Origin of the sequence: Corynebacterium wankanglinii, from assembly GCF_013601005.1 — a bacterium.
Taxonomy (GTDB): Bacteria; Actinomycetota; Actinomycetes; order Mycobacteriales; family Mycobacteriaceae; genus Corynebacterium; species Corynebacterium wankanglinii.
In genome coordinates, this window is record NZ_JABFED010000001.1 from 574,117 (window position 1) to 595,626 (window position 21,510).

Consider the following 21,510-nt stretch of genomic DNA (forward strand, 5'->3'; position numbering starts at 1 on the left):
TTTTCGCACCCCCAACTATTCCCCCGAATCGACCCGAAAAAGATGTGATCTGTATTAAACTGCCCGTAGCCTTATGACCGCAAGCCCTTTGTTGCGAAAGGAACCCCGATGAATCCGGACAACCTTCCCCTCCACGATCTCCCCAGCTTCAACAAGATCCTGGTGGCAAACCGTGGCGAGATTGCCGTGCGTGCTTTCCGCGCCGCGTTCGAAACCGGCGCGAAGACCGTTGCCGTCTACCCGCGCGAGGACCGCAACTCCTTCCACCGCCCCTTCGCCGAAGAGGCCGTCCAGATCGGCGAGCCGGGACAGCCAGTGAAGGCGTACCTGGACATCGACGAGATCATCCGGGCCGCGAAGAAAACCGGCGCCGACGCGATCTACCCGGGCTACGGGTTCCTCTCCGAGCGCGCCGACCTGGCCCGCGCGTGCCGCGACAACGGCATCAAGTTCATCGGCCCGTCCCCGGAAACGCTGGAACTGACCGGCGACAAGTCCGCCGCCGTCCAGGCCGCGGAGCGCGCCGGGCTGCCGGTGCTGAAAGATTCCGAGCCGTCCGCCGACCCGAAGGAGCTGGCGGAGCTTGCCAAAGACTTCGAGTTCCCCGTCTTTGTGAAAGCGGTCGCCGGCGGCGGCGGCCGCGGCATGCGGTTCATTGAGAAACCGGAGGACGTCGAGAAGCTTGCAGCCGAGGCCTCCCGCGAGGCCGAAGCCGCGTTCGGCGACCCGCACGTCTATATCGAGCGCGCGGTGATCAACCCGCAGCACATCGAGGTGCAAATCATGGCCGATAGCCACGGCAACGTGGTCCACCTCTTCGAGCGTGACTGCTCTGTGCAGCGCCGCCACCAGAAAGTTGTGGAGATTGCCCCGGCCCAGCACATCACCGAAGAACAGCGCCAGCGCATCTGCCAGGACGCGGTGAACTTCTGCAAGGAAATCAACTACGAAGGCGCCGGCACGGTCGAGTTCCTCGTCGACGAGGCCGGCAACCACGTGTTCATCGAGATGAACCCGCGCGTGCAGGTCGAGCACACGGTGACTGAGGAGGTCACCGGCATCGACATCGTGAAAAACCAAATGTACATCGCGGCCGGCGCGACGCTTGAAGACGTCCACCTCACTCAGGACCTCATCGAGCTCAACGGCGCCGCGCTGCAGTGCCGCATCACCACCGAAGACCCGGCGAATGGCTTCCGCCCCGACTCCGGCGTGGTCACGGGCTACGCGTCGCCGGGTGGTGCGGGTGTGCGTCTCGACGGCAACGTTGCCGTCGGTACCACCGTGACCCCGAACTTCGACTCGCTGCTGGTGAAAATGACCTGCCGCGGTCGCAACTTCCAGGTCGCCGTGGACCGTGCCCTGCGCGCGCTCAACGAGTTCACCATCAACGGCCTGTCCACCAACATCGGCTTCCTGCGCGCGCTGCTCAGCGAGCCGGAGTTCCGCCACGAGCGCATCAACACCGGTTTCATCGCCGACCACCCGCACCTGCTGGAGGCCCCGGCCGCCGCGGACGACGCCGGCAAGATCTTGAACTACCTCGCGTCCGTGACCGTGAACCAGCCCAACGGCCCGCGCCCGTCCAACATCCGCCCGTCCAAGAAGCTGCCGGACAACTCCTACGGCGACCTGCCGCGCGGCTCCCGTGACGAGCTGCTCGAGCTCGGCCCGAAGAAGTGGGCCGAAAAGCTGCGCAACCAGACCGCCCTCGGCGTCACCGAGACGACCTTCCGCGACGCGCACCAGTCTCTGCTGGCCACCCGCGTGCGCACCAACACTCTGGTCGCGGCGGCGAAGCACGTCGGCCACCTCACCCCGCAGCTGACCTCCGTGGAAGCCTGGGGCGGTGCGACCTACGACGTGGGTATGCGCTTCCTGCACGAATCCCCGTGGATGCGTTTGGACGAGATCCGCGAGGTGATGCCGAACGTGAACATCCAGATGCTGCTGCGCGGCCGCAACACCGTGGGCTACACCCCGTACCCGGATTCCGTGACCAAGGCGTTCGTGCAGGAGGCCGCGACCTCCGGCATCGACATCTTCCGCATCTTCGACGCGTTGAACGACGTTTCCCAGATGCGCCCGGCCATCGAAGCTGTGCTGGAGACGAACACCACCGTCGCCGAGGTGGCCATGGCGTACTCCGGCAACCTGCTGGATCCGAACGAGGACCTATACACGCTGGACTACTACCTCAACCTCGCCGAGGGAATCGTCGAGGCGGGCGCGCACGTGCTGGCGATCAAGGACATGGCCGGCCTCATGCGCCCGGCCGCCGCCGCGAAGCTGGTCACCGCTCTGCGCGAGCGCTTCGACCTGCCGGTGCACGTACACACCCACGACACCGCAGGCGGCCAGCTGGCCACCTACCTGGCGGCCGCGAACGCCGGCGCCGACGTTGTGGACGTCGCCTCCGCCCCGCTGGCCGGCACCACCTCGCAGCCGTCCATGTCCGCGCTGGTGGCGGCATTCGCCAACACCGAGCGCGACACCGGCATCGACCTGCAGGCCGTATTCGACATGGAGCCATACTGGGAGGCCGTGCGCCAGGTCTACGCCCCGTTCGAGTCCGGCATCCCGGGCCCGACCGGTCGCGTGTACAAGCACGAGATTCCCGGCGGCCAGCTGTCCAACCTGCGCACGCAGGCTAAGGCTCTGGGCCTGGAGGACCGCTTCGAGCTCATCGAGGACTACTACGCAGGCGTGAACGAGATTCTCGGTCGCCCGACGAAGGTCACCCCGTCCTCCAAGGTGGTGGGCGACCTCGCGCTGCAGCTGGTCGGCCAGGGCGTGAGCCCCCAGGAGTTCGCCGAGAACCCGCGCAAGTACGACATCCCCGAGTCTGTGATCGGCTTCCTGCAGGGTGAGCTCGGCACCCCTCCGGGTGGCTGGCCGCTGCTGCGCGAGAAGGCGCTGGAGAACCGCTCCGAGGTCGACCACACCGTCGAGGTGCCGAAGGAGCTGGCGCAGGACCTGCAGTCCGAGGACCACGTAACCCGCCGTGCCGCGCTGGACCAGCTGCTGTTCCCGAAGCAGTACGCCGAGTACCAGGAACACCTGCGCACCTACGGCATCACCGACCAGTTGGGCGACAAAGCGTTCTTCTACGGCCTGGAAGAGGGCGTGGAGACGATGATCTACTACGGCGAGATCGACGAAAACCGCCCGCCGCTGGTGGTCAGCCTTGACGCCGTGGGCGAGCCGGATGAAAAGGGTATGCGCCAGGTCATCCTCACCGTCAACGGGCAGGTCCGTCCGATCATCGTGCGCGACGAGTCCGCTGAGTCATCCGTCGCCGAGGTGGAGAAGGCGGACTCCTCCAACCCGGGCCACGTTGCGGCGCCGTTCGCCGGCGCAGTCACCGTCACGGTCAAGGAGGGCGACGAGGTCAAGGCCGGCGACCCGGTGGCCACCATCGAGGCCATGAAGATGGAGGCCGCCATCTCCGCCACCAAGGACGGCAGGATTGAGCGCATCGCGTTCAGCCAGCCCACCAAGGTGGAGGGCGGCGACCTGGTGTTGGTGATCTCTTAGTAGCGTCGCACGATCGTCGCGGTGCCACCCTGGCGTTGCAACCGCGCGGACCGTCTAGCGGCCGCGCGGTTGCTGCTATACCGCCCTCCTGACCATCCGGGAAAGGCCCAGGTGAAGTTGACAATGATTGTCAGCAGCGGTGACGCGGTATAGCGGCGAGCGTCGGCTGCTATACCGCCTGAGATACCCACGGGCGGGGCAACTACGCGGTGAAATCCTCCACGTCGACGGCCATGACATTGTCGTGGCCGTCCACATCCGTGAAGCCGAATTTCTCGTAGCGGTGGCGCGCCCGGGCGTTGCCCGGATCCACCCACAGCGCCACTTTCGGCGCCCCCTGCCGCTTGGCCAGCTCCACGGATGCCTGCAGCAGCTTCACCGCAAGCTTGTGGCCTGCGTAGCGGTTCTCCACCGCGATGGCGATCTCGGGGATGTCGGGGGAGAGGTTCGCGTGCCCGTCGTCCGGCGATTGCCAGTAGCGCAACCACACCCCACCTGCAGGGACATCGAACTGATCGAACGCGACGATGCCGCTTTCGCGCTCCGGGTCCCACTGGCCCACATATGTCTCAGCGCCGTCGCGCTCCTCGTGGCCAACGTCGCCGTCCTCGTCGCCGAAGACGTCGGCGAGGTAGTTCAACCTTCGCAGGTACGTGCGGTCGGACTCGGTGGCTTCGCGCAGATGAAACTCAGGTGTGTAATCCATGCGCACCACGTTAATCTTTTCTCATGCTTCGACGCATTTGCTTATCGACGTCCACCGCGTTGGCTCTAGCCACCCTCCCGAACTTCGCCGCTGCGGCAGAAGGCGGGGCAACGCCGGTGGTGGGCCAAGGCGACGCTGTGGACATCGTGGGCCGGGGTATGTGCACAATCGCGTTTAACGATGCCGCTCAGGGGGTCAGCTACACCGCCGGGCACTGCGGAAAAGACGGCGACCGGGCGATCGCGTCCGGGCCAGGGTTTCGCGCGACCGGGACGTTTTCCCCGTCGTCGGCGATGCAAAACGGCGGCACCGGCAACGACTGGGGCGTGATCCGCTGGGCCGACGGGGTGATGCTGGGTCCGAATCGGTACTCCGGCGATGCTGTTGTCGCGCTTTCCACGCTGCGCTCCGGGGACCCGGTGTGCGTCTACGGTGCGGCGAGCAAGCAGACCACCTGCGGCAGCTTCGCGGGGGCGATTGGCAACAACGTGTACTGGGACGGGCCGAGCGGCAGACCGGGGGATTCAGGCGGACCTGTGTGGGTGGAAGGCAAGGGCTTCCTGTCCGTCTACACGGGGGTGAGCCTCGCGGTGGGTGCCAAGGGGGTGGAAGGCCGGCTCAACCGCAGCGCCGTGCCCGCCAACGGCCCCGCTGTCAGCACAGAGGCGGAGATGGCGCTGCTCGCGCAGGCCAAACGCATAACCGCCCCAGTGGTGCACGAAGCCGCAGTGCCCGGCGGCGAGCCTGCGCCGGTGGGGGAGCGGGGCAGTTCCGGGAGCTCAGAGGCAGACAGCGCGGACATCGCCACAGTGGCGTTCATCGTGCTCGCCGGCGTGCTGCTGGCGCTGCCCGAGATTCTGAAAGCGCTGCCCGAGATTACAAACGCGCTGCCCGTCCAGGACTGGCCCATCCACTGACGGATGTAGCTGGGCGGCTGTCACATCTGTCAGTACCGCCTGGTCGGCCGGTGCCCGCGTGCGCGATGTGTCACTGGCTCGCGGGGGAGGGTTACTTCAGCTCCATGAGGACGGCACCCTTGTTCACTTGGCCGCCGACCTCCACGGCAAGCCCGGTGACGGTGCCGGCCTTGTGGGCCTTGACCGGGTTTTCCATCTTCATGGCTTCGAGCACCACGAGCACGTCGCCCTCGGCGACCTCGGAGCCTTCCTCCACGTTGACCTTGATCACCGAGGCCTGCATGGGGGCGGCCACCGCGTCGCCCGAGACCGCTGCCTTGCCGGCGCGGCGCTTCTTCGGCTTGCGCTTGGCGGGGCCGGCTGCGACGAGCTCCTCTGGCAGGGCGACCTCGATGCGGCGCCCGTCCACCTCCACGGCAAAGGTGCGGCGAGCTGGGGCCTCGGTGTCGGTTTCGGGCTCAGCGTCCTCGCTCGACCCGGCGGTGGCCGGCAGCTGGCCGTCCCATTCTTCCTCGATCCAGCGGGTGTATATGCCGAAGCCGTCCTCGCCGCCCACGAAGGCAGGGTTGCCCAGGATCGCCCGGTGGAACGGGATCACGGTAGGGAAGCCGGCCACCACGTATTCGCCGAGCGCGCGGCGGGCCCGCTCAATGGCCTGTTGGCGGGTTTCCCCGGTGACGATGAGCTTGGCCAGCATGGAGTCGAACTGGCCGCCGATCACGGAACCGGCGCGCACTCCGGAATCCACGCGCACGCCCGGGCCCGCAGGCTCGGCGTAGGCGGTGACTGTGCCCGGTGCCGGCATGAAATTCGCGGCTGGATCCTCGCCGTTGATGCGGAATTCGATTGCGTGGCCGTGGGGGGCGGGATCGGCGTCGATACGCAACTGCTCGCCGCGGGCGATGCGGAACTGCTCGCGCACCAAGTCGACGCCCGTGGTGGCCTCGGTGACGGGGTGCTCCACCTGGAGACGGGTGTTGACCTCCAAGAACGAGATCAGCCCGTCGGAGCTCACGAGGTACTCCACCGTGCCCGCGCCGTAGTAGCCCGCCTCGCGGCAGATCGCCTTCGCTGAGGCGTGGATGCTATCGCGCTGTTCGTCGGTGAGGAAGGGGGCCGGGGCCTCCTCCACCAGCTTTTGAAAGCGGCGCTGCAGGGAGCAGTCACGCGTGCCCACGACTACAACGTTGCCGTGCTGGTCCGCCAGCACCTGGGCCTCCACATGGCGCGCCTTATCCAGGTAGCGCTCCACGAAGCACTCACCTCGGCCGAATGCCGCGGTGGCCTCCCGGGTAGCAGATTCGTACAGCTCCGGGATCTCCTCGCGCGTGTATGCCACCTTCATGCCGCGGCCGCCGCCGCCGTACGCCGCCTTGATAGCCACCGGTAGTCCGTGCTCGTCCGCGAACGCGACTACCTCGTCGGGGCCGGAGACCGGGTCTTTCGTGCCCGGTGCCATCGGGGCCTGGGCGGCCTCCGCAATGTGGCGGGCGGTGACCTTGTCGCCGAGGGCAGCAATCGCTTCGGGGGAGGGGCCGATCCAGGTCAGGCCGGCGTCGATGACCTTCTGCGCGAACTCCGCGTTCTCGGAGAGGAAGCCGTAGCCGGGGTGTATCGCGTCTGCACCGGACTTCTGCGCTGCCGCGATGATTTTGTCCATGTCCAGGTAGCTCTCCGCGGCGGTCGTGCCACCGAGCGCGAAGGCTTCATCTGCTAACTGCACAAACGGCGCGTCCGCGTCCGGCTCGGCGTACACGGCGACAGACGCTAAACCCTCGTCTAGACAGGCGCGGATGACGCGCACGGCGATCTCGCCGCGGTTGGCCACCAGCACCTTGGTCACGCTGTTGGGCAGGTCAGTGGTCGCTGCAGTGGTAGGCACGAAGCAATCCCGTCCTTCAATCGGAAAAATTAACCGTTACAAACGTCGGACAAACGTCGCACCATGTTACAGCGCGTGCCCGCCGGGGCGGCTATTCTCCCGCCACCCCGGATGAGCCTGCGCCGGCTGAGGCGTGCTCGCCCGCCCCTTTCGCCACCGGCATGCGGACCATGTTGCCCCACTCTGCCCAGGAGCCGTCGTAGAGCGCGACGTTGGTGAACCCCAAAATGTGCTTGAGCACGTACCAGGTATGGGAGGAACTCTCGCCGAGCTGGCAGTACACCACGGTCTCAGCGTCTTTGTCGAAGTCCTCGTAGATGGCCCTGATGTCCTCCAGCGGCCGGAAGCGGGCGTTGGGGAACACGGATCGGCCCCACGGCACGTTCACGGCGCCAGGGATATGCCCCTGGCGCAGCGACGGGGCGGCAATGGAGGCTGCATTGGAGTCTTCGCCCAGGTAGGCGGGGGCGGGACGTGCGTCGATAAGCTGGGTCGGCTTTTGCTTGAGCAACTCGCCCGCAAACGAGCGGAAGGGGGCGTCTTCGCGCTCCACCACCGGATAGTCGGAGCGGGGATACTCCGGCACGGCAAACGACGTATCGCGCTCCTCGCCCATCCACGCATCGCGACCGCCGTCGAGCAAGCGCACATCCGGGTGGCCGAACAGCTCGAACACCCAGGCGGTATAGGCCGCCCACCAGTTGGAGGAGTCGCCGTAGACCACCACGGTGTCGTCCCGGCTGATGCCGCGGGAACGCATGAGCTCGGCGAACGCCTCGCCGTCGATAAAGTCGCGCACGAGCGGATCGTTCAAGTCGCGCTTCCAGTCGATGCGTACGGCACCGGGGATGTGGCCGATGTCGTAGAGGAACGCGTCCTCGTCGCTTTCCACCACCTTCAAACCCGGCACGCCCAAACGGGCGGACAACCATGCCGCGGAAACAAACTTCTCCGGGTGCGCGTACTGCTGGAACTGGGGGGTGTCGTCGAGCTCGATGCCCATGCCGGCAACCTTTCTTCTCGCCCGTGTTCGCGCGGGACCTACTCGCGCGGATCCGCCACTTGCTGGCGGGTACTAAACCACCGCCAACGATACAGAAACGGACGCGGTGCGCCGGACATGTGTGGCCGAAATATTCGGAGATGTGAACTTGCACACTATCAAATCCCTCACCCGGTAGAACTCACTGCCGGGGGTTAAAGTCGAAGACAAGAACACACAGGTTGCGGCCAGTTTGTTCTGGGTATCTGCACTGCCCCGGCGGCGCGTCAACGCGCATGGAACGGGGCGTAATTTACGAAAGGGACCAACCGTGCACAAGGCGATTGTTGTCTTCGAGGTCGAAGGCGGCTCCGACAAGTCCTTCGACGGCCACCGCAAGGACACCATGCCCATCGTTAACGCGATCAAGGACAAGGGCTGGCACTCCGAGGTTGTCTACTTCCGCCCCGAGTGGAGCGACGACCTGTTCACCTACGTCTCCGAGAACTTCGACGCGTACATCTCCCGCGTGAACCCGGGCAACATCCCGGGCGGCGAGAAGGGCTACTTCGACCTGCTGACCCGCCTGTCCGAGGCCGGCCTGGTGGGCATGTCCACGCCGGAGGAGATGGTTTCCTACGGCGCCAAGGACGCCCTGGTCAAGCTGAACAAGACCGACCTCGTGCCGGAGGACACCGCCGCGTACTACGACGTCGAGTCCTTCCACAACACGTTCCCGACGTCGCTGTCCTACGGCGAGCGCGTGCTCAAGCAGAACCGTGGCTCCACCGGCTCCGGCATCTGGCGCGTCCGCCTCGCAGACGAGTCCCTGGCCGAGTCCGTCGAGCCGGGCACCGCCCTGCCGCTGGACACCAAGCTCAAGTGCACCGAGGCCGTGGACAACCACACCGAGGAGCGCGAGCTGGGCGAGTTCATGGACTTCTGCGACCAGTACATCGTGGGCGACAACGGCATGCTCGTGGACATGCGCTTCATGCCGCGCATCGTCGAAGGCGAGATCCGCATCCTGCTCGTCGGCCCGCACCCGGTCTTCGTCGTGCACAAGAAGCCGGCCGAGGGCGGCGACGCGTTCTCCGCAACCCTGTTCTCCGGCGCGAAGTACACCTACCAGAAGCCGGAAGAGTGGCAGGAGCTCGTCGACATGTTCGCCGAGGCCCGCCCGGTCATCGCCGAAAACCTCGGCGGCGACAACATCCCGCTGATCTGGACCGCGGACTTCATGCTCGCCGACGACGATGAGACCGGCGAGGACACCTACGTCCTCGGCGAGATCAACTGCTCCTGCGTCGGCTTCACCTCCGAGCTGGACATGGGCATCCAGGAGATGGTGGCAGACGAGGCCATCAAGCGCGTCGAGGAGAAAAACGCCTAAGCACTTCTTGCTTATCGACGTCTCAAGCCACCACCGCCCCGGTCCCTCCCACGTTGGACCGGGGCGGTGGTGCTTTGGCGGTGGTGCTTTGGCGGTGGTGCTTGTAAAAATCCACAACCCCACCGACAAAAGCCCAGGTCGGCACCCCGCGTGAAGGCGTCTGGTGCGGATTTTTACAAAACCCGGCCTCCACGCCGCGCCCCCTGCCCGTAACAGTTGACAACACCCGCGTTCCCGTCGGTGCCGACCGGGTGTTTTGCGTACTCTTACTACCCGGCTTGCCCCAGCAGGCGCACCGTCGCCGGTCTATGGTTATTGTGTTCAACCCCAAAGACGCAAGGAGCTCCCATGTCCACGCCCTACAACCCGAACCACACTCCGGACCCGGACGACGACCAGACCGGCACCTCCAGCGACCTCACCGGCGATACCAGCGCCACCAGCGACAGCGAGACCAGCTCCACCAACGAGACCAGCTCCACCAACGAGACCAGCTCCACCGGCGATACCAGCTCCACCAACGAGACCGGCAGCTTCGGCGCCCACTCCGACCAAGCCGAGAGCCAGAGCAGCTACCCGAGCTATGGCCAGTACCCGTCGGTGCAGCCACAGCACGGCGAGAACCAGTACGGGCAGCAGGGCCAGTACTCCCAGGCCCAGTACGGCCAGAGCCAGTACAGCCAGCAGAGCTACACCCAGCCGCAGTACGGGCAGGGCCAGTACGGGCAGGGGCAGTACGGCCAGCAGGCCCAGTACGGGCAGTTCCCCCAGGCCGGCACCCAGCAGTACGACCAGTCGCAGTACGGCTACGGCAAGCCCGCGAAGTCGGGCAAGGGCAACGGCTTCTTCAACGCGCTGTTCGACCTGTCCTTCAGCCGCTACATCACCGTCGACTTCATGCGCGTGATCTACGCGATCTCGCTCGGCCTCATCGTCCTCGCGTGGGTGGCTGGCCTGCTGTTCTCCTTCGCTGGCTTCGGCGACAGCTTCGGCGAGGGCATGCTGATGCTCGTGGGGTTCCTCATCTTCGGCACCCTCGCCGCGTTCATCGCGGTGGTGGTTACGCGCATCACGCTGGAGTTCTACGTCTCGCTGGTGAAGACGGCGCAGAACACCTCGAAGCTGGTTGAGCTTGAGGAGAGCGCACAGCGCAGCACAACGCAGCGCTAAAAGCGCAGCGCAGAACTATCAGCGCAGCGCAGCGCTACTCGTCCGCTGCCGCCAGGAGCGTTTCCACCGACTGCGGGTCGGCGTCGGAAAGCATCTGGCGGCAGCGGTCGTATTCCGCCTGGTCGCCGATCGCCTTCGAGGCGAGCGCCAGCATCGCGATGGCCTTGAGCACGCCCTGGTTCGGCTCGTGCGAGGCCGGCACCGGGCCCCAGCCCTTCCAGCCGTTGGCGCGCAGCCGGTCGAGGGAGCGGTGGTAGCCCGTGCGGGCGTAGGCGTAGGCGACGAGCTGGTCGCCGTCCGACAGCTCGCGTTCGGCGCGGGCGGCCCACACGGCGGGGGAGTCGGGGTGGGCGAGCGCGGTGGCGTCGGCAAGGAGGTCCTCGCCGGCGGCCGGGTCAGCGGGCAGCTCGATGGGCTTGGGGGCGAGCATGTCGTTGATTTCCATGCGCGCCAGGCTACCCGCCGACTGCATCCGCCATACGCAGTCCGCTATGCCCAGAAGTCCGAGGCGTCGAGCCCGAAACGGTACAGGCAGCGCCGCAGCAGCGGCATGGAAAGGCCGATGACGCTGGTGGGGTCGCCGTCGATGGAGTCGATGAACCAGCTGCCCAGCGCCTCCAGCGTGAACGCGCCGGCGCATTCGAGTGGCTGGCCGGAAGCTGCGTAGGCCTCAATGTCTGCGTCGGAGGCGTCGCCGAAGCGGATGGTGGTGGAGATGGTGTCCACCACCCACTCCCCGCCGAACCAGACTGCGTGGCCGGTGAGCAGTTGCGCCTGCTTGCCGCGTTGTGCCTTCCAGCGCTCGATGGTCGCCTCCACGGTGTGGGGCTTGCCTAACAGTTCACCGTCGAGCAGCAGCATGGAGTCGCAGCCAACCACCACGTCGTCCGGGTATTCCGGCACGACCACCTCGGCCTTGGCGCGGGCGAGGGTGGATACGGTGGTGGTCGGAGGGGCGTCGTGAAGCGAGGCGATCACCGTGTCCTCATCGATGTGGGCGGGCCGCAAGACGGGTGTGACGCCGCCTTGCTCCAGCAGCATGCGCCTCGACGGCGACTGCGACGCCAGCACCAGGCGCATCAGAAGTACGCCGCCGAGTCGAATGCGTGCGGGTTGAACGCGGTGGCCGGGTGCGCGGTGCCCCAAATATTGGCGTCCGCCTGCACGCCTGCGGTCTTGCGCTCGCGCTGGAGCTGCTCCAACACCTGGGAAAGCGCGGCGAGCTCCGCCTCGGTGGGGTTGCCCTTGAGTACCTGAATGTCCACGTCAGCCTCCTTGCCGTGGTTAGAGCGGGATGTTGCCGTGCTTCTTCTGCGCCGGATACGCCACCTTGCGCTCCAGCAGGCGCAGGCCTTCGAGTACCCGGTTGCGGGTGGCGTTGGGCTCGATCACGGCGTCCACTAGCCCGCGTTCGGTGGCCACATAGGGGTTGAGGTTCTCCTCGGCGTACTGGGATTCGTCCGTACCGATGGCCTCGGCGGCCGTCGCGGCGTCTGCCAGCGCGATCTGCGCGGTCGGCCACGCGAACACCAAGTCCGCGCCCAGACCTTTGGAGCCGAGCAGCGCGTAGGAGGGGCCGAGCGCCTTGCGGGTAACCACGGTAATGGTGCCCACCTGCGCCTCCGCGAACGCGTAGGCCAGCGCGGCGGCGGCCGCTGCGGAGCCGGAGCGCTCTTCTTCCACGGACGGAAGGAAGCCCGGAGAGTCCACGAACTGCACGATTGGCAGGTTGAACGCGTCGCAAGTGCGGATGAAGCGGGCGGCCTTGCGGGCGGCGTCGCGGGTAAGGCAGCCGGCGAGCACGCTCGGCTGCGTGGCCACGACGCCGACGGCACGCCCGCCCACGTGCGCAAACCCGGTGACCACGGAGCCTGCGTAGGAGGCCGAGAGCTCAAAGAAGTCGCCGTCGGCGACGGCGGCGATGACGTCGAGCACGTCGTAGGGCTGGTTGTCGTCGTCCGGCATGAAGGTGTCCAAATCGATGCCGGAGCCAGAAGCATCCGCGCCGAGCGGGGAGGCGGCCTTGTTATTCAGCGGCAGGTAGCTCACCACCGTGCGGGCCAGTTCCACCGCCTCCACATCGGAGGCGGCGACGAGCTGGGCAAGACCCGTTTCCGTCGCGTGGACGGCGCTGCCGCCGAGCTCCTCCGCCGTGGTTTCGGTGGCTGCCACCTTGCCCACGACGTCCGCGGACGTGACGTGCACGGTCGCACCCTGGGCCATGACGGTGATATCCGCCAACGGCACCGTGGCCGCCGCGAGCGCAGCCGCATCGCCCGCAACGACGGCGATCTGCGGGATCAGGCCCGATGCCCGGGTGGCGGCGCGCAGGATCTGCGCCTGCAGGTGGGCAGTGACAATGCCCTCTTTCCAGCGCGGGCCCGTGGAATCGTAAATGCCGATCAGCGGCACGCCGGTCTTGGTGGCGAGGTCGTAGACCTTCAGCATCTTGTCGGCGTAGACCTCGCCGATCTGGCCGTCAAAGATCGTCGGGTCTTGGGAGAAGACGCATACCCTTCGGCCGTCGATAAGCCCGTAGCCTGTGACCACGCCGTCCGTGGACGGCTTGGACTTGTCCATCTTGTACGCCTCGACCCGGTGCTTGGCCAGCGCGTCGGTTTCCACGAACGTTCCCTCGTCCACAAGCTTGAGCACGCGCTCGCGGGCGGTGGCGGCCCCGGCTTCGTGCACTGCGTCGATCGCGTCCTGACCGACCGGGGCCTGCGCCTCATCCAGGCGGTTGCGAAGATCCTCGATGCGGCCCGCGGTGGTGGTCATGTCGGGTTTGGATGAACTCATAACGCCTCAGTCTAGATTCCGTGTGTACCGCAATGCTTATCGACGGCTCCGCCACCAACGTTTCGGCCTACCCGAGAACAGCGCGCGCCGCCGCCCGCCCGGAGCGCACCGCGCCGTTGAGCGAGCCGCCCACGGTGTAGTCGCCGGCGCGGCGCGGATCGCTGCCGCCAAGGTCGCCCGGGCGCTGCGACGGCAGCGAGTGGGGAACGTCGGTGCGGGCGAGAAGGTCCCACGTCGAGGCGTCCGTGCCCCACAGGGCGGACAGGTGGGCGGTGACATCCGTGTCGGTGACCGCCGGGTTGTAGAGGGACGATGCCTGGATGAGCGCCGAGCCGTCCGGTGAGTAGCTCGGGGCGATGTTGGTCATCACCGCGGTGTTGACAACGGGGCCGGAACGTGTGGCGTCGATGCGCACGAACGGAGTTTCGCTCGGTGCCTCATCCGCGCGGAACCACCAGGTGGTCAGCCCGCGGGTGGTCTTGCCGTTGTCCTGCGGGGCGGTGGCGGTGATGATGTTGCGCGCTGTGATCGGGCCTTCCAGGGTATCCACTGCGCCGTTGTTGACCGCGGCCTCCACACCGGTCCTGATCTCTGCTCCCGCGCGCTTCGCCGCTGCGGCGAGCTGGTTCGGCAGCGCCTGGGCACCGCGGGAGGGCACCGACGGGCGTCCGAGCGCGAAGGTGGTGAGCAGGAATTGGCCGATCCCGGCGTCCACCGCGTCGGGATCGTCGGCGACGACGCCGGGAAGGAACGGCGCGAGGACCTTGGTGCGGGTCGCGCCCGTGACCCCGAGGCGGTCAAGCTCCGCTCCGAGCGCCGCACCCTTCTTTGGCGAAGAAGCGGCGAAGCGGGCGAGGCCGGCGATGTCTGTGACGTTGACCAGGCCGCTCGCCAGCGTCTGCGGGAGCAGGAGTGGGTGTCGCAGTGGGTTTGCCAGCGTTTTCAGCCCCTGCTGTGTGTGTACCTGCACGCCGTGGCCGAACGGCTTAAGGTCGAGCGCCTCCAGGTCGACCTCGGCGCGCAGCGCCGGGTAAGCGGGGTTGATCAGCTGGAACCCGCGGTCGACGAGGTAGCCGTCCACCGTCTCGGTGCGCACGCGGCCGCCCACCGTGTCCTCTTTCTCCACTACGAGGACACTCCGGCCGGCCTCAGCCAGAACCTTTGCAGCGGTGAGGCCGGATAGGCCTGCGCCTACCACGATTACGTCGAATGCAGTCATACCAGCCAGGGTAGTGGCATCGACGAGGTGTCACCGTGGAGGCGCGGCAACCACCGGGGGTGGGGTTAGCGCTCCCAGACGCGGTGGGAAGCCAGCAGCTCCTTCACCGGATCCGCCGCCTTGTCGGCAGTGTCGACCGCGACGATGCCCGGCTGATCCGCCGGCACGCGTGCGGCCTCGAGGGCCTGCTTGCCTGCATCGCCCACGGCAACGATGGCCTTCTTGTGGCGCTCGAACTCGCCCAGCATCGTGTTGACATCGGTCTTCGCGGGCGGGTTCACCACCACTGCTGCGTCGAACTCGATGGAGCTGGCGGTCAGGTAGGTGCGAGAGATGGACACCTCCTTGCCGTCGAGCGAGACGGTGCCGCCCTTTTCCGCAACCAGCAGCGGGGTGGTGCCGGCGGCGAACAGATCGTCCACCAGCTTGCCCACGGCCTGCGCGGAAGCGTCATCCAGGTCGGTGGAGATGAGAATGCCCACCTGGCGGCCGTCGATGGGCCAGGTGCCGCCGATCTGGGACAGCGCCTTAGACGGCTGTACGTCCGCCACCTCCTGCGCGGCCGGGTGCGGCAGGCCGAGGTTGTCCGCCACCGTCTCAGCGAGCTTCTGGTCAACGTGTGCGAGCACGTCGACATAACGCACCTTCACGGCCTCTTCGTAGCACTTGCCCAGCTCGAACGAGATCGCCTCGGCGAGGTGCTCCTGCTCCACATCGGTCAGGGAGATGTAGAACAGGCGGGCCTGGGAGAAGTGGTCGTCGAAGGACGCCGGGAGTTCGCGGGTGATCTCGCCGGAAACGGCCACCGGGACGTCGATGAACGCGCCTTCGTCGACGGTGGCCTCCGCCGGAGCGTTCTCATCCAGGGAGTTTGGCTTGTACGGGGCGACACCGGTGTGGGAACCAACCTGGTGCATCCCGTCGCGGAGGTTGTCGTTCACCGGCGTCTGCGGGCGGTTGATGGGCAGCTGGGCGAAGTTGGGCCCACCCAGGCGAGAAATCTGGGTGTCCAGGTAGGAAAACAGGCGGCCCTGCAGCAGCGGATCCGCGGTGACGTCGATGCCCGGGGGCAGGTGGGACGGGCAGAACGCCACCTGCTCAACTTCCTCGAAGTAGTTGCGCGGGTTCTTGTTCAGCGTCATGGTGCCGATGATCTCCACCGGCGCGAGCTCCTCCGGCACGAGCTTGGTCGGGTCCAGCAGGTCGATGCCCTTGAACATCTGGTCTTCGGTGTCGGGGAACACCTGGACACCCAGGTCCCACTGCGGGTAGGCGCCGGCCTCGATGGCGTCGTACAGGTCGCGGCGGTGGTAATCCGGGTCCATGCCACCGGTGATCTGCGCTTCCTCCCACACCTGGGAGTGCACGCCGAACTTCGGCTTCCAGTGGAACTTCACCAGCGTGGTCTCACCGGCGTCGTTGATGAAGCGGAAGGTGTGGATGCCGAAGCCCTCCATCATGCGCAACGAGCGCGGGATGCCGCGGTCCGACATGTTCCACAGCGTGTGGTGGGTGGCCTCCGTGTGCAGGCCGACGAAATCCCAGAAGGTGTCGTGCGCGGACTGCGCCTGCGGGATCTCGCGGTCCGGGTGCGGCTTGCCGGCGTGGATCACGTCCGGGAACTTGATGGCGTCCTGGATGAAAAACACCGGGATGTTGTTGCCAACCAGGTCCCAGTTGCCTTCTTCGGTGTAGAACTTGGTGGCCCAGCCGCGGGTGTCGCGCACGGAGTCGGCGGAGCCGCGCGAGCCCAGCACGGTGGAGAAACGGACGAAGACCGGGGTCTCCTTGTCCTTCTTAAACACCGCAGCCTTGGAAATCTTCGACGCGTTCCCGTTGGCCACGAACGTTCCGTGGGCACCAACGCCACGGGCGTGCACGGCGCGCTCCGGGATGCGCTCGTGGTCGAAATGAGTGATTTTCTCGCGGAAGTGGTGGTCCTGCACCAGCAGGGGGCCGCGCTGGCCGGCACGCAGGGACTTGGACGTCTCCGAAAGGCGCGCGCCCTGGGAGGTGGTGAGGTACTCGCCCTGCTGTGCGCGCGGGTCGGTCTCGTCAGCTTGGCCGGCGCCGAAGTGGAACGGGCAGCCGGTGGCGGTAACGGCGCCAGGAGCCTGCTGCGCCTCAGTATCCTGCGGCGGGGCCACAGGGCCTTCCGGCTGCGCGACGCCGGGGGTGACGCCGCCCGGCTTACCCGGTGCGGTGTCGCCGGCAGGGGAAGCCGCGTTGGTGGACGGGGTCTGCTGTTTCTCAGCCATACCTGACAACCTTCTCGTTGGGGGTGGGGTACGGCCCCGAGGATAGGCCCGTAAAAGCTTGCCGTGTCGGACATATATCCAAATCCCCTCGCCGGCGTGGTGGTAGGCGGCGAAGCAGACGTCGATAGGCAATATGCTCGGAGCCATGACTGTGCGCGACATTCAGGCCATCCAGGACGCGGTGGCGGAGTATTGGCCCGATGTGAAGTGGGTGGAATCGACCGGCTCCACCAACGTTGACCTGCTGAAAGAGGGGGCGCCGGGCACGGTGCTCATCGCCGACGAGCAAACAGCGGGCAAGGGCCGCCTGGACCGGCACTGGGTCTCGCCGAAAGGTGCGCAGCTGGCCATGAGCATGGTGGTGGAGGTCGGCGATAACCCGCCGCCGTTCGGTTTGCTCTCTATCGCGCCGGGCGTGGCTGTCACCGACGTGGTGCCGCAGGCGCAGCTGAAGTGGCCCAATGACGTGCAGATCGGCGGGAAGAAGATCGCGGGCATCCTCTCCGCGCTGGACATGCCGCGGGTGATCGTGGGCATCGGAATCAACGTCGCCATGCGCGCCGAGGACCTGCCAGTGGAGACCGCGACCGCGCTCAACCTCGAGGGCCTCGAGGTGGATTTCGACGACTTCGCCACCGACATCCTGCTCGCGATGGGCAAGCGCCTCGCACAGTGGCGCGACGGGGACCCGCAACTGCTCGAGGACTACCGCGCCGTGTGCGCGACCATCGGCCAGCAGGTCCGGTTGGAGCTGCGCGAGGGTGAGGAGGCTGTGACCGGCACCGTCACGGGAGTCAGCGACGAGGGCGAGGTGCTAATCGACGGCGTTGCGTACTCCGTCGGCGACGTCCACCACCTCCGGCCGACGTCGTAGCCGTGCAGTACCCTGCCTGGTGATGTCCGGCAAAGCAACGTTTCGCGTCGGCGGGGACGAAGTTGTCCTCGCTGACGTCTGCGCGCCGCTGTCGAGCCTGACCATCCCCCTGCTGGAGCTGGTGCTGGTCACCGGCGTGGCGTGGATGGCGGTGGGCTGGATGGACGTGACCCCGCACGTGGACGCGGGCATGCGCAATATGGTGGTGCTTGTGTGGGCTCTGCTTGCGCTGTGGCGTTTCCTCCTTCCGCTGGTCGCTTCCCGGCGCCGCCGCTTCATCGTCACCGACAAGCGGATTCTCGCCCGCGGCAGGAGGGGCGCTGTGGATTCCATCCCGCTGCGCCAGATTCACTCGGTGCGCCGGGAACGCGGGGGGCTCACGGTGGCGGTCTACGGCTACCCGCAGCCGATCGTGTTTGAACGCGTGGGCAAGGTGCGTGCCGTGGAAAAGACCCTGGGAACGGCCCTGGAAAAGGGCCCGCAGCGGGCGCGGGGGTAGCTCGCTTAGCCCTTGACCTCTGTGGTGTGCAGCTGCTCGTCGAGGTCCTCCGGGGACAGGTGGCCGCCCAAGAACTCCGCAGTCACGGGCAGGTGCAGGTCCATGTCGGTGCCCGGGCACAGCTCGATGACCGCCTCATCCACCGTGTAGTCCAGCACGTGCCCGCCGCGCGCGTGCCCGTCATCGATGAAGTGGACGTGGCAGCCCGGCACCCCGATGCCTTTCGCGTACGCCGGTGTGCGGAAGCCGCCGATGACGCCCCTAACGTCGGTGAACACGTGCTCCGCGTCATCGGAGACCGCTTCCGACATCGGCGGATAGGGCTTTTCCTGCTTGGTCACGGTGCGCACCCGGACCTCCCTGAACCTTCCGGTGATTTTCACCGCGGTAAAGAAGTTGTGGCTGGGTTCGGCGTCGTCGATGAACTTGGCCAGCTCGGAGCGCACCATGCCGGCGGGCGCGTCGAAGCGCAAGCGCGGAACGAAATTGGTCACCACCGTAAACGGGGTGCGTTGCTCCAGGTTGGCCACCCGCGCCTTGCCGTCGGAGGTGAGTTGGTGGCACACACCGTCGAGGATGAGCATCTCGCCGTCGAGGGCGTCGAATGTGCCTAGGCCGAAGTTTCCCTTGCTCAAAATGTCGCCGATGGTCAGCTCGCCGTCGTAGATGCCGTCGAGCAGCGCGGTCATCAGCGAGTTCTGGAAAATGGTGTGGCGGGCGATGGTTGCAGACATGGCTGCGATGGTAGCCGGTGGCGCGTGTTCGCTACGGGCTACAGTGTTCTGCGTGAGTAACGCCTTTGGTATGCCCGTCGTCGCCGTGATCGGCGATGGCCAGTTGGCACGAATGATGCAGACGGAAGCCATCGAGCTCGGCGTGGAGACCCGCGTGCTGGCCTCAAACGACGATGCGTCGGCGGCGCAGGTGTTCGGCGATGTTCGCCTCGGGGACTACACCGTGCTCGAGCACCTGCGCGCCGTCGTGGACGGTGCGGACGCAGTCACCTTCGACCACGAGCACGTGCCCAACGAGTACGCGCAGCTGCTTATCGATGACGGCGTGACCGTCGAGCCCCGCCCCGAGGCCCTGATATACGCCCAGGACAAACTCGAGCAGCGCAAGCGTCTCGCCGAGGCTGGCCTGCCTGTGCCAGCGTTCGCCGCCGTCGAATCCGTGGCCGACGCCGAGGTGTTTTGGGACGAGACGGGCGGCCAGGTCTGCCTGAAGGCGACACGCGGCGGCTACGACGGCCACGGGGTGTGGTTTCCCGCAACCCGCGAGGAGTGTGCGGAACTGGTGGAAGAGCTGCTGGGCCGCGACCTGCCGCTGATGGCGGAGCAGAAGGTAGCGTTCACCCGCGAGCTGTCCGCCATGGTGGCGCGCAACCGCTCCGGCGACGTGCGCGCCTGGCCGGTGGTGGAGTCCCGCCAGGACGGCGGCATCTGCCGCGTCGCCATCGCGCCCGCCCCGAACATGTCCGCGGAGCTGGCCGAACGCTGCGAGGAGCTTGCGGTGCGCGTGGCTGAGGGCCTCGGTGTCACCGGCGTGCTGGCTGTGGAGCTGTTCGAGTTCGAGGGCGAAAACGGCCCGGAAGTCAGCGTCAATGAGCTGGCTATGCGCCCGCACAACACCGGCCACTGGACCCAGGACGGCTGCGTGACCTCCCAGTTCGAACAGCACCTGCGCGCAGTGCTGGACTGGCCATTAGGTGCCGTCGATAGGTGTGCACCGGCGACCGTGATGGTCAACACCCTCGGCGGCGAGGAAGACCCGGACACACCCATGTCCGAGCGCGTCATTGCGGTGATGCGCAAGTACCCGCAGGTGAAGGTGCACCTCTACGGCAAGGACCACCGCCCCGGGCGCAAGATGGGGCACGTCAACGTGAACGCAGACACGGTCGACGAGGCGCTTGCCATTGCGGAGGACGCCGCGCACTACATCATCAACGCAACCTGGAAGGACTAGACAGTTGGCACAGCCGCAAGTTGGCATCATCATGGGCTCGGATTCGGATTGGGATACCGTTGCCCCGGCCGCCGAGGTACTCGCGGAGTTCGGCATCCCCTTCGAGGTAGGCGTCGTCTCCGCGCACCGCACGCCGGAGAAGATGTTGGCGTACGCCAAGGAGGCGCACACGCGAGACCTGCAGGTGATCATCGCCTGCGCCGGCGGCGCCGCGCACCTGCCGGGCATGGTCGCCGCCGCCACGCCGCTGCCAGTCATCGGCATCCCGCGCGCGTTGGACACCCTCGATGGGCTGGATTCGCTGCTGTCCATCGTGCAGATGCCGGGCGGGGTGCCGGTTGCCACCGTCTCTATCGGCGGCGCGAAAAACGCGGGGCTGCTGGCCGCGCGCATCCTCGGTGCCGCCGACCCGTCCGTGCAGCGCAAGATGGCGGACTACCAGGCGCGCATGGCCCAAGAGGTCGAGCGCAAAGACGAGGCGCTGCGCCAGCGTCTGCTGGGTGAGTAACCCCATCGTCGTTTTGGGTGCCCGGGTGATCGACGGGCACCCATCCCGCATGCTCGAGTCCCGGCTGCGCACTGCACTGCGGGTCTGGCACACCTCACCGGGTCCGATCGTGGTGTCCGGGTTTGGGGAAGCGGGCGTGATGGCCGCGTGGCTTGTTGCCCACGGCGTGCCGGAGGCGTCAGTGGCGCTGGAACCGCAGGCGCGCTCCACTAACGAGAATTTGGAACGTTCCCGGGCGCTATTCCCGGACGCCGAGCACCTGACGGTGGTTACCAGCACGTTCCACGTCCCGCGCACCCGCGTCTGGGCCCGGCACCTGGGCATCCCTGTGCGCCTCGTGGCGGCGCCGACGCCGGAGACGTCCCGTGCGAAGAACTACGCCCGGGAGGTGGTTGCCCTGCCGCACTCGGTGGCGCGTGTGGTGTGGCGCCGCTTCGTGCGCCGCGCGTTCGGGCGGTAGGCGCGGACGGGACAAACCCCGAGAACGCCACCCCGAGTACGGCCGGAGTTGTCAGTGGGTGAATGCGCCACCTCGACTTGGAGGTTGTTGTGGCTGGCCGTTGGACTCCGAAAGATGTGAAGGCTGCTTCTGTGGCGCGGCTTGTTGCAGGCGATGATGTCGGCGAGATTGCTCGTGATGCCGGTGTGGCAGAGGGCACGGTTTATGAATGGGTCAAGCAAGCAGGTGCGCTCCCACCGATGAAGGCGTTGGCACGTGCACGCGACCAGCTCATCGACGACGCGGTGGCGTTGGTGGCTTCAGGTATGTCGGTACCGGATGCGGCTGCAACGTTAGGT

The 21,510-nt window shown here is 66.8% G+C and carries 20 protein-coding genes; 10 read left to right on the forward strand and 10 right to left on the reverse strand.

Annotated elements, in window-relative coordinates:
• Nucleotides 1-108: 108 nt before the first annotated feature.
• Nucleotides 109-3,537 (forward strand): pyruvate carboxylase, encoded by a 3,429-nt coding sequence (locus HMA55_RS02845; protein WP_181191544.1) that lies wholly within the window; start codon nt 109-111, stop codon nt 3,535-3,537.
• Between the two features lie 202 nt (nt 3,538-3,739).
• Here the strand turns inward: HMA55_RS02845 and HMA55_RS02850 are convergent, their stop codons facing one another.
• Nucleotides 3,740-4,243: a GNAT family N-acetyltransferase gene (locus HMA55_RS02850; RefSeq protein WP_181191545.1), complete on the reverse strand. Its 504-nt coding sequence runs from the start codon at nt 4,241-4,243 to the stop codon at nt 3,740-3,742.
• Between the two features lie 23 nt (nt 4,244-4,266).
• Here HMA55_RS02850 and HMA55_RS02855 point away from each other — a divergent pair, with 23 nt between their 5' ends.
• Nucleotides 4,267-5,160, forward strand: a complete 894-nt coding sequence (locus tag HMA55_RS02855) for a chymotrypsin family serine protease (RefSeq protein WP_181191546.1) — start codon at nt 4,267-4,269, stop codon at nt 5,158-5,160.
• Nucleotides 5,161-5,251: 91 nt separating this feature from the next.
• On the opposite strand, the gene HMA55_RS02860 is transcribed toward HMA55_RS02855, so the two are convergent.
• Both HMA55_RS02860 and HMA55_RS02865 read right to left on the reverse strand, forming a co-directional pair.
• Nucleotides 5,252-7,042 (reverse strand): acetyl/propionyl/methylcrotonyl-CoA carboxylase subunit alpha, encoded by a 1,791-nt coding sequence (locus HMA55_RS02860; protein ID WP_257802614.1) that lies wholly within the window; start codon nt 7,040-7,042, stop codon nt 5,252-5,254.
• 91 nt (nt 7,043-7,133) lie between these two features.
• Nucleotides 7,134-8,045 carry a sulfurtransferase gene (locus tag HMA55_RS02865; protein WP_181191547.1) on the reverse strand — a complete coding sequence of 304 codons (912 nt, stop codon included), beginning with the start codon at nt 8,043-8,045 and terminating at the stop codon, nt 7,134-7,136.
• A 310-nt stretch (nt 8,046-8,355) separates the two neighbouring features.
• On the opposite strand from HMA55_RS02865, the gene HMA55_RS02870 reads away from it, so the two are divergent.
• Together HMA55_RS02870 and HMA55_RS02875 are read left to right on the forward strand one after the other, a co-directional pair.
• Entirely contained in the window at nt 8,356-9,417 is a 1,062-nt protein-coding gene (locus HMA55_RS02870) for a Cj0069 family protein (RefSeq protein WP_181191548.1), read from the forward strand.
• Nucleotides 9,418-9,765: 348 nt separating this feature from the next.
• Entirely contained in the window at nt 9,766-10,587 is an 822-nt protein-coding gene (locus HMA55_RS02875; RefSeq protein WP_181191549.1) for a DUF4282 domain-containing protein, read from the forward strand.
• A 34-nt stretch (nt 10,588-10,621) separates the two neighbouring features.
• Here the strand turns inward: HMA55_RS02875 and HMA55_RS02880 are convergent, their stop codons facing one another.
• From HMA55_RS02880 to HMA55_RS02905, 6 genes are all read right to left on the reverse strand, one after another.
• Nucleotides 10,622-11,032 carry a DUF3151 domain-containing protein gene (locus HMA55_RS02880; protein ID WP_042405447.1) on the reverse strand — a complete coding sequence of 137 codons (411 nt, stop codon included), beginning with the start codon at nt 11,030-11,032 and terminating at the stop codon, nt 10,622-10,624.
• A 44-nt stretch (nt 11,033-11,076) separates the two neighbouring features.
• The gene (locus HMA55_RS02885; RefSeq protein ID WP_181191550.1) at nt 11,077-11,667 is read right to left on the reverse strand and encodes a Maf family protein; all 591 of its coding nucleotides are present in this window, start codon (nt 11,665-11,667) and stop codon (nt 11,077-11,079) included.
• On the reverse strand, nt 11,667-11,852 hold the full coding sequence (locus HMA55_RS02890; RefSeq protein ID WP_181191551.1) for an acyl-CoA carboxylase subunit epsilon: 186 nt from the start codon (nt 11,850-11,852) through the stop codon (nt 11,667-11,669). Before HMA55_RS02890 ends, HMA55_RS02885 begins: the two co-directional genes overlap by 1 nt.
• Before the next feature lie 19 nt (nt 11,853-11,871).
• Nucleotides 11,872-13,386 carry an acyl-CoA carboxylase subunit beta gene (locus HMA55_RS02895; RefSeq protein ID WP_181191552.1) on the reverse strand — a complete coding sequence of 505 codons (1,515 nt, stop codon included), beginning with the start codon at nt 13,384-13,386 and terminating at the stop codon, nt 11,872-11,874.
• Between the two features lie 67 nt (nt 13,387-13,453).
• A complete protein-coding gene (locus tag HMA55_RS02900) occupies nt 13,454-14,605 on the reverse strand; it encodes an FAD-dependent oxidoreductase (RefSeq protein ID WP_181191553.1) in 1,152 nt (383 codons plus the stop codon).
• 65 nt (nt 14,606-14,670) lie between these two features.
• Nucleotides 14,671-16,863, reverse strand: coding sequence for a catalase (locus HMA55_RS02905; protein ID WP_181191554.1), 2,193 nt, complete (start codon nt 16,861-16,863; stop codon nt 14,671-14,673).
• 145 nt (nt 16,864-17,008) lie between these two features.
• Between HMA55_RS02905 and HMA55_RS02910 the strand changes: the two genes are divergently transcribed.
• Both HMA55_RS02910 and HMA55_RS02915 read left to right on the forward strand, forming a co-directional pair.
• Nucleotides 17,009-17,737, forward strand: a complete 729-nt coding sequence (locus HMA55_RS02910) for a biotin--[acetyl-CoA-carboxylase] ligase (protein WP_235961600.1) — start codon at nt 17,009-17,011, stop codon at nt 17,735-17,737.
• 22 nt (nt 17,738-17,759) lie between these two features.
• Nucleotides 17,760-18,236 (forward strand): hypothetical protein, encoded by a 477-nt coding sequence (locus tag HMA55_RS02915; protein WP_181191556.1) that lies wholly within the window; start codon nt 17,760-17,762, stop codon nt 18,234-18,236.
• 5 nt (nt 18,237-18,241) lie between these two features.
• Here the strand turns inward: HMA55_RS02915 and budA are convergent, their stop codons facing one another.
• Nucleotides 18,242-18,970: an acetolactate decarboxylase gene (gene budA / locus HMA55_RS02920; protein ID WP_181191557.1), complete on the reverse strand. Its 729-nt coding sequence runs from the start codon at nt 18,968-18,970 to the stop codon at nt 18,242-18,244.
• A gap of 7 nt (nt 18,971-18,977) precedes the next feature.
• On the opposite strand from budA, the gene HMA55_RS02925 reads away from it, so the two are divergent.
• The 4 genes from HMA55_RS02925 to HMA55_RS02940 all read left to right on the forward strand — a co-directional run.
• The gene (locus HMA55_RS02925; RefSeq protein ID WP_257802626.1) at nt 18,978-20,204 is read left to right on the forward strand and encodes a 5-(carboxyamino)imidazole ribonucleotide synthase; all 1,227 of its coding nucleotides are present in this window, start codon (nt 18,978-18,980) and stop codon (nt 20,202-20,204) included.
• Between the two features lie 4 nt (nt 20,205-20,208).
• A complete protein-coding gene (purE, locus tag HMA55_RS02930) occupies nt 20,209-20,712 on the forward strand; it encodes a 5-(carboxyamino)imidazole ribonucleotide mutase (protein ID WP_257802610.1) in 504 nt (167 codons plus the stop codon).
• Nucleotides 20,705-21,172: a YdcF family protein gene (locus tag HMA55_RS02935; RefSeq protein WP_181191558.1), complete on the forward strand. Its 468-nt coding sequence runs from the start codon at nt 20,705-20,707 to the stop codon at nt 21,170-21,172. Before purE ends, HMA55_RS02935 begins: the two co-directional genes overlap by 8 nt.
• A gap of 62 nt (nt 21,173-21,234) precedes the next feature.
• Nucleotides 21,235-21,510, forward strand: a 276-nt coding sequence (locus HMA55_RS02940) for a transposase (RefSeq protein WP_181191559.1), incomplete at its 3' end; no start/stop codon positions are given.

Bases quoted from the DNA above. Each gene is read 5' to 3' on its own strand.
- HMA55_RS02845 (WP_181191544.1), top strand. From the start codon at position 109: ATGAATCCGGACAACCTTCCCCTCCACGATCTCCCCAGCTTCAACAAG.
- HMA55_RS02850 (WP_181191545.1), bottom strand. From the start codon at position 4,243: ATGGATTACACACCTGAGTTTCATCTGCGCGAAGCCACCGAGTCCGAC.
- HMA55_RS02855 (WP_181191546.1), top strand. From the start codon at position 4,267: ATGCTTCGACGCATTTGCTTATCGACGTCCACCGCGTTGGCTCTAGCC.
- HMA55_RS02865 (WP_181191547.1), bottom strand. From the start codon at position 8,045: ATGGGCATCGAGCTCGACGACACCCCCCAGTTCCAGCAGTACGCGCAC.
- HMA55_RS02875 (WP_181191549.1), top strand. From the start codon at position 9,766: ATGTCCACGCCCTACAACCCGAACCACACTCCGGACCCGGACGACGAC.
- HMA55_RS02880 (WP_042405447.1), bottom strand. From the start codon at position 11,032: ATGGAAATCAACGACATGCTCGCCCCCAAGCCCATCGAGCTGCCCGCT.
- HMA55_RS02885 (WP_181191550.1), bottom strand. From the start codon at position 11,667: ATGCGCCTGGTGCTGGCGTCGCAGTCGCCGTCGAGGCGCATGCTGCTG.
- HMA55_RS02895 (WP_181191552.1), bottom strand. From the start codon at position 13,386: ATGAGTTCATCCAAACCCGACATGACCACCACCGCGGGCCGCATCGAG.
- HMA55_RS02900 (WP_181191553.1), bottom strand. From the start codon at position 14,605: ATGACTGCATTCGACGTAATCGTGGTAGGCGCAGGCCTATCCGGCCTC.
- HMA55_RS02905 (WP_181191554.1), bottom strand. From the start codon at position 16,863: ATGGCTGAGAAACAGCAGACCCCGTCCACCAACGCGGCTTCCCCTGCC.
- HMA55_RS02910 (WP_235961600.1), top strand. From the start codon at position 17,009: ATGACTGTGCGCGACATTCAGGCCATCCAGGACGCGGTGGCGGAGTAT.
- HMA55_RS02915 (WP_181191556.1), top strand. From the start codon at position 17,760: ATGTCCGGCAAAGCAACGTTTCGCGTCGGCGGGGACGAAGTTGTCCTC.
- budA (WP_181191557.1), bottom strand. From the start codon at position 18,970: ATGTCTGCAACCATCGCCCGCCACACCATTTTCCAGAACTCGCTGATG.
- HMA55_RS02925 (WP_257802626.1), top strand. From the start codon at position 18,978: ATGGTAGCCGGTGGCGCGTGTTCGCTACGGGCTACAGTGTTCTGCGTG.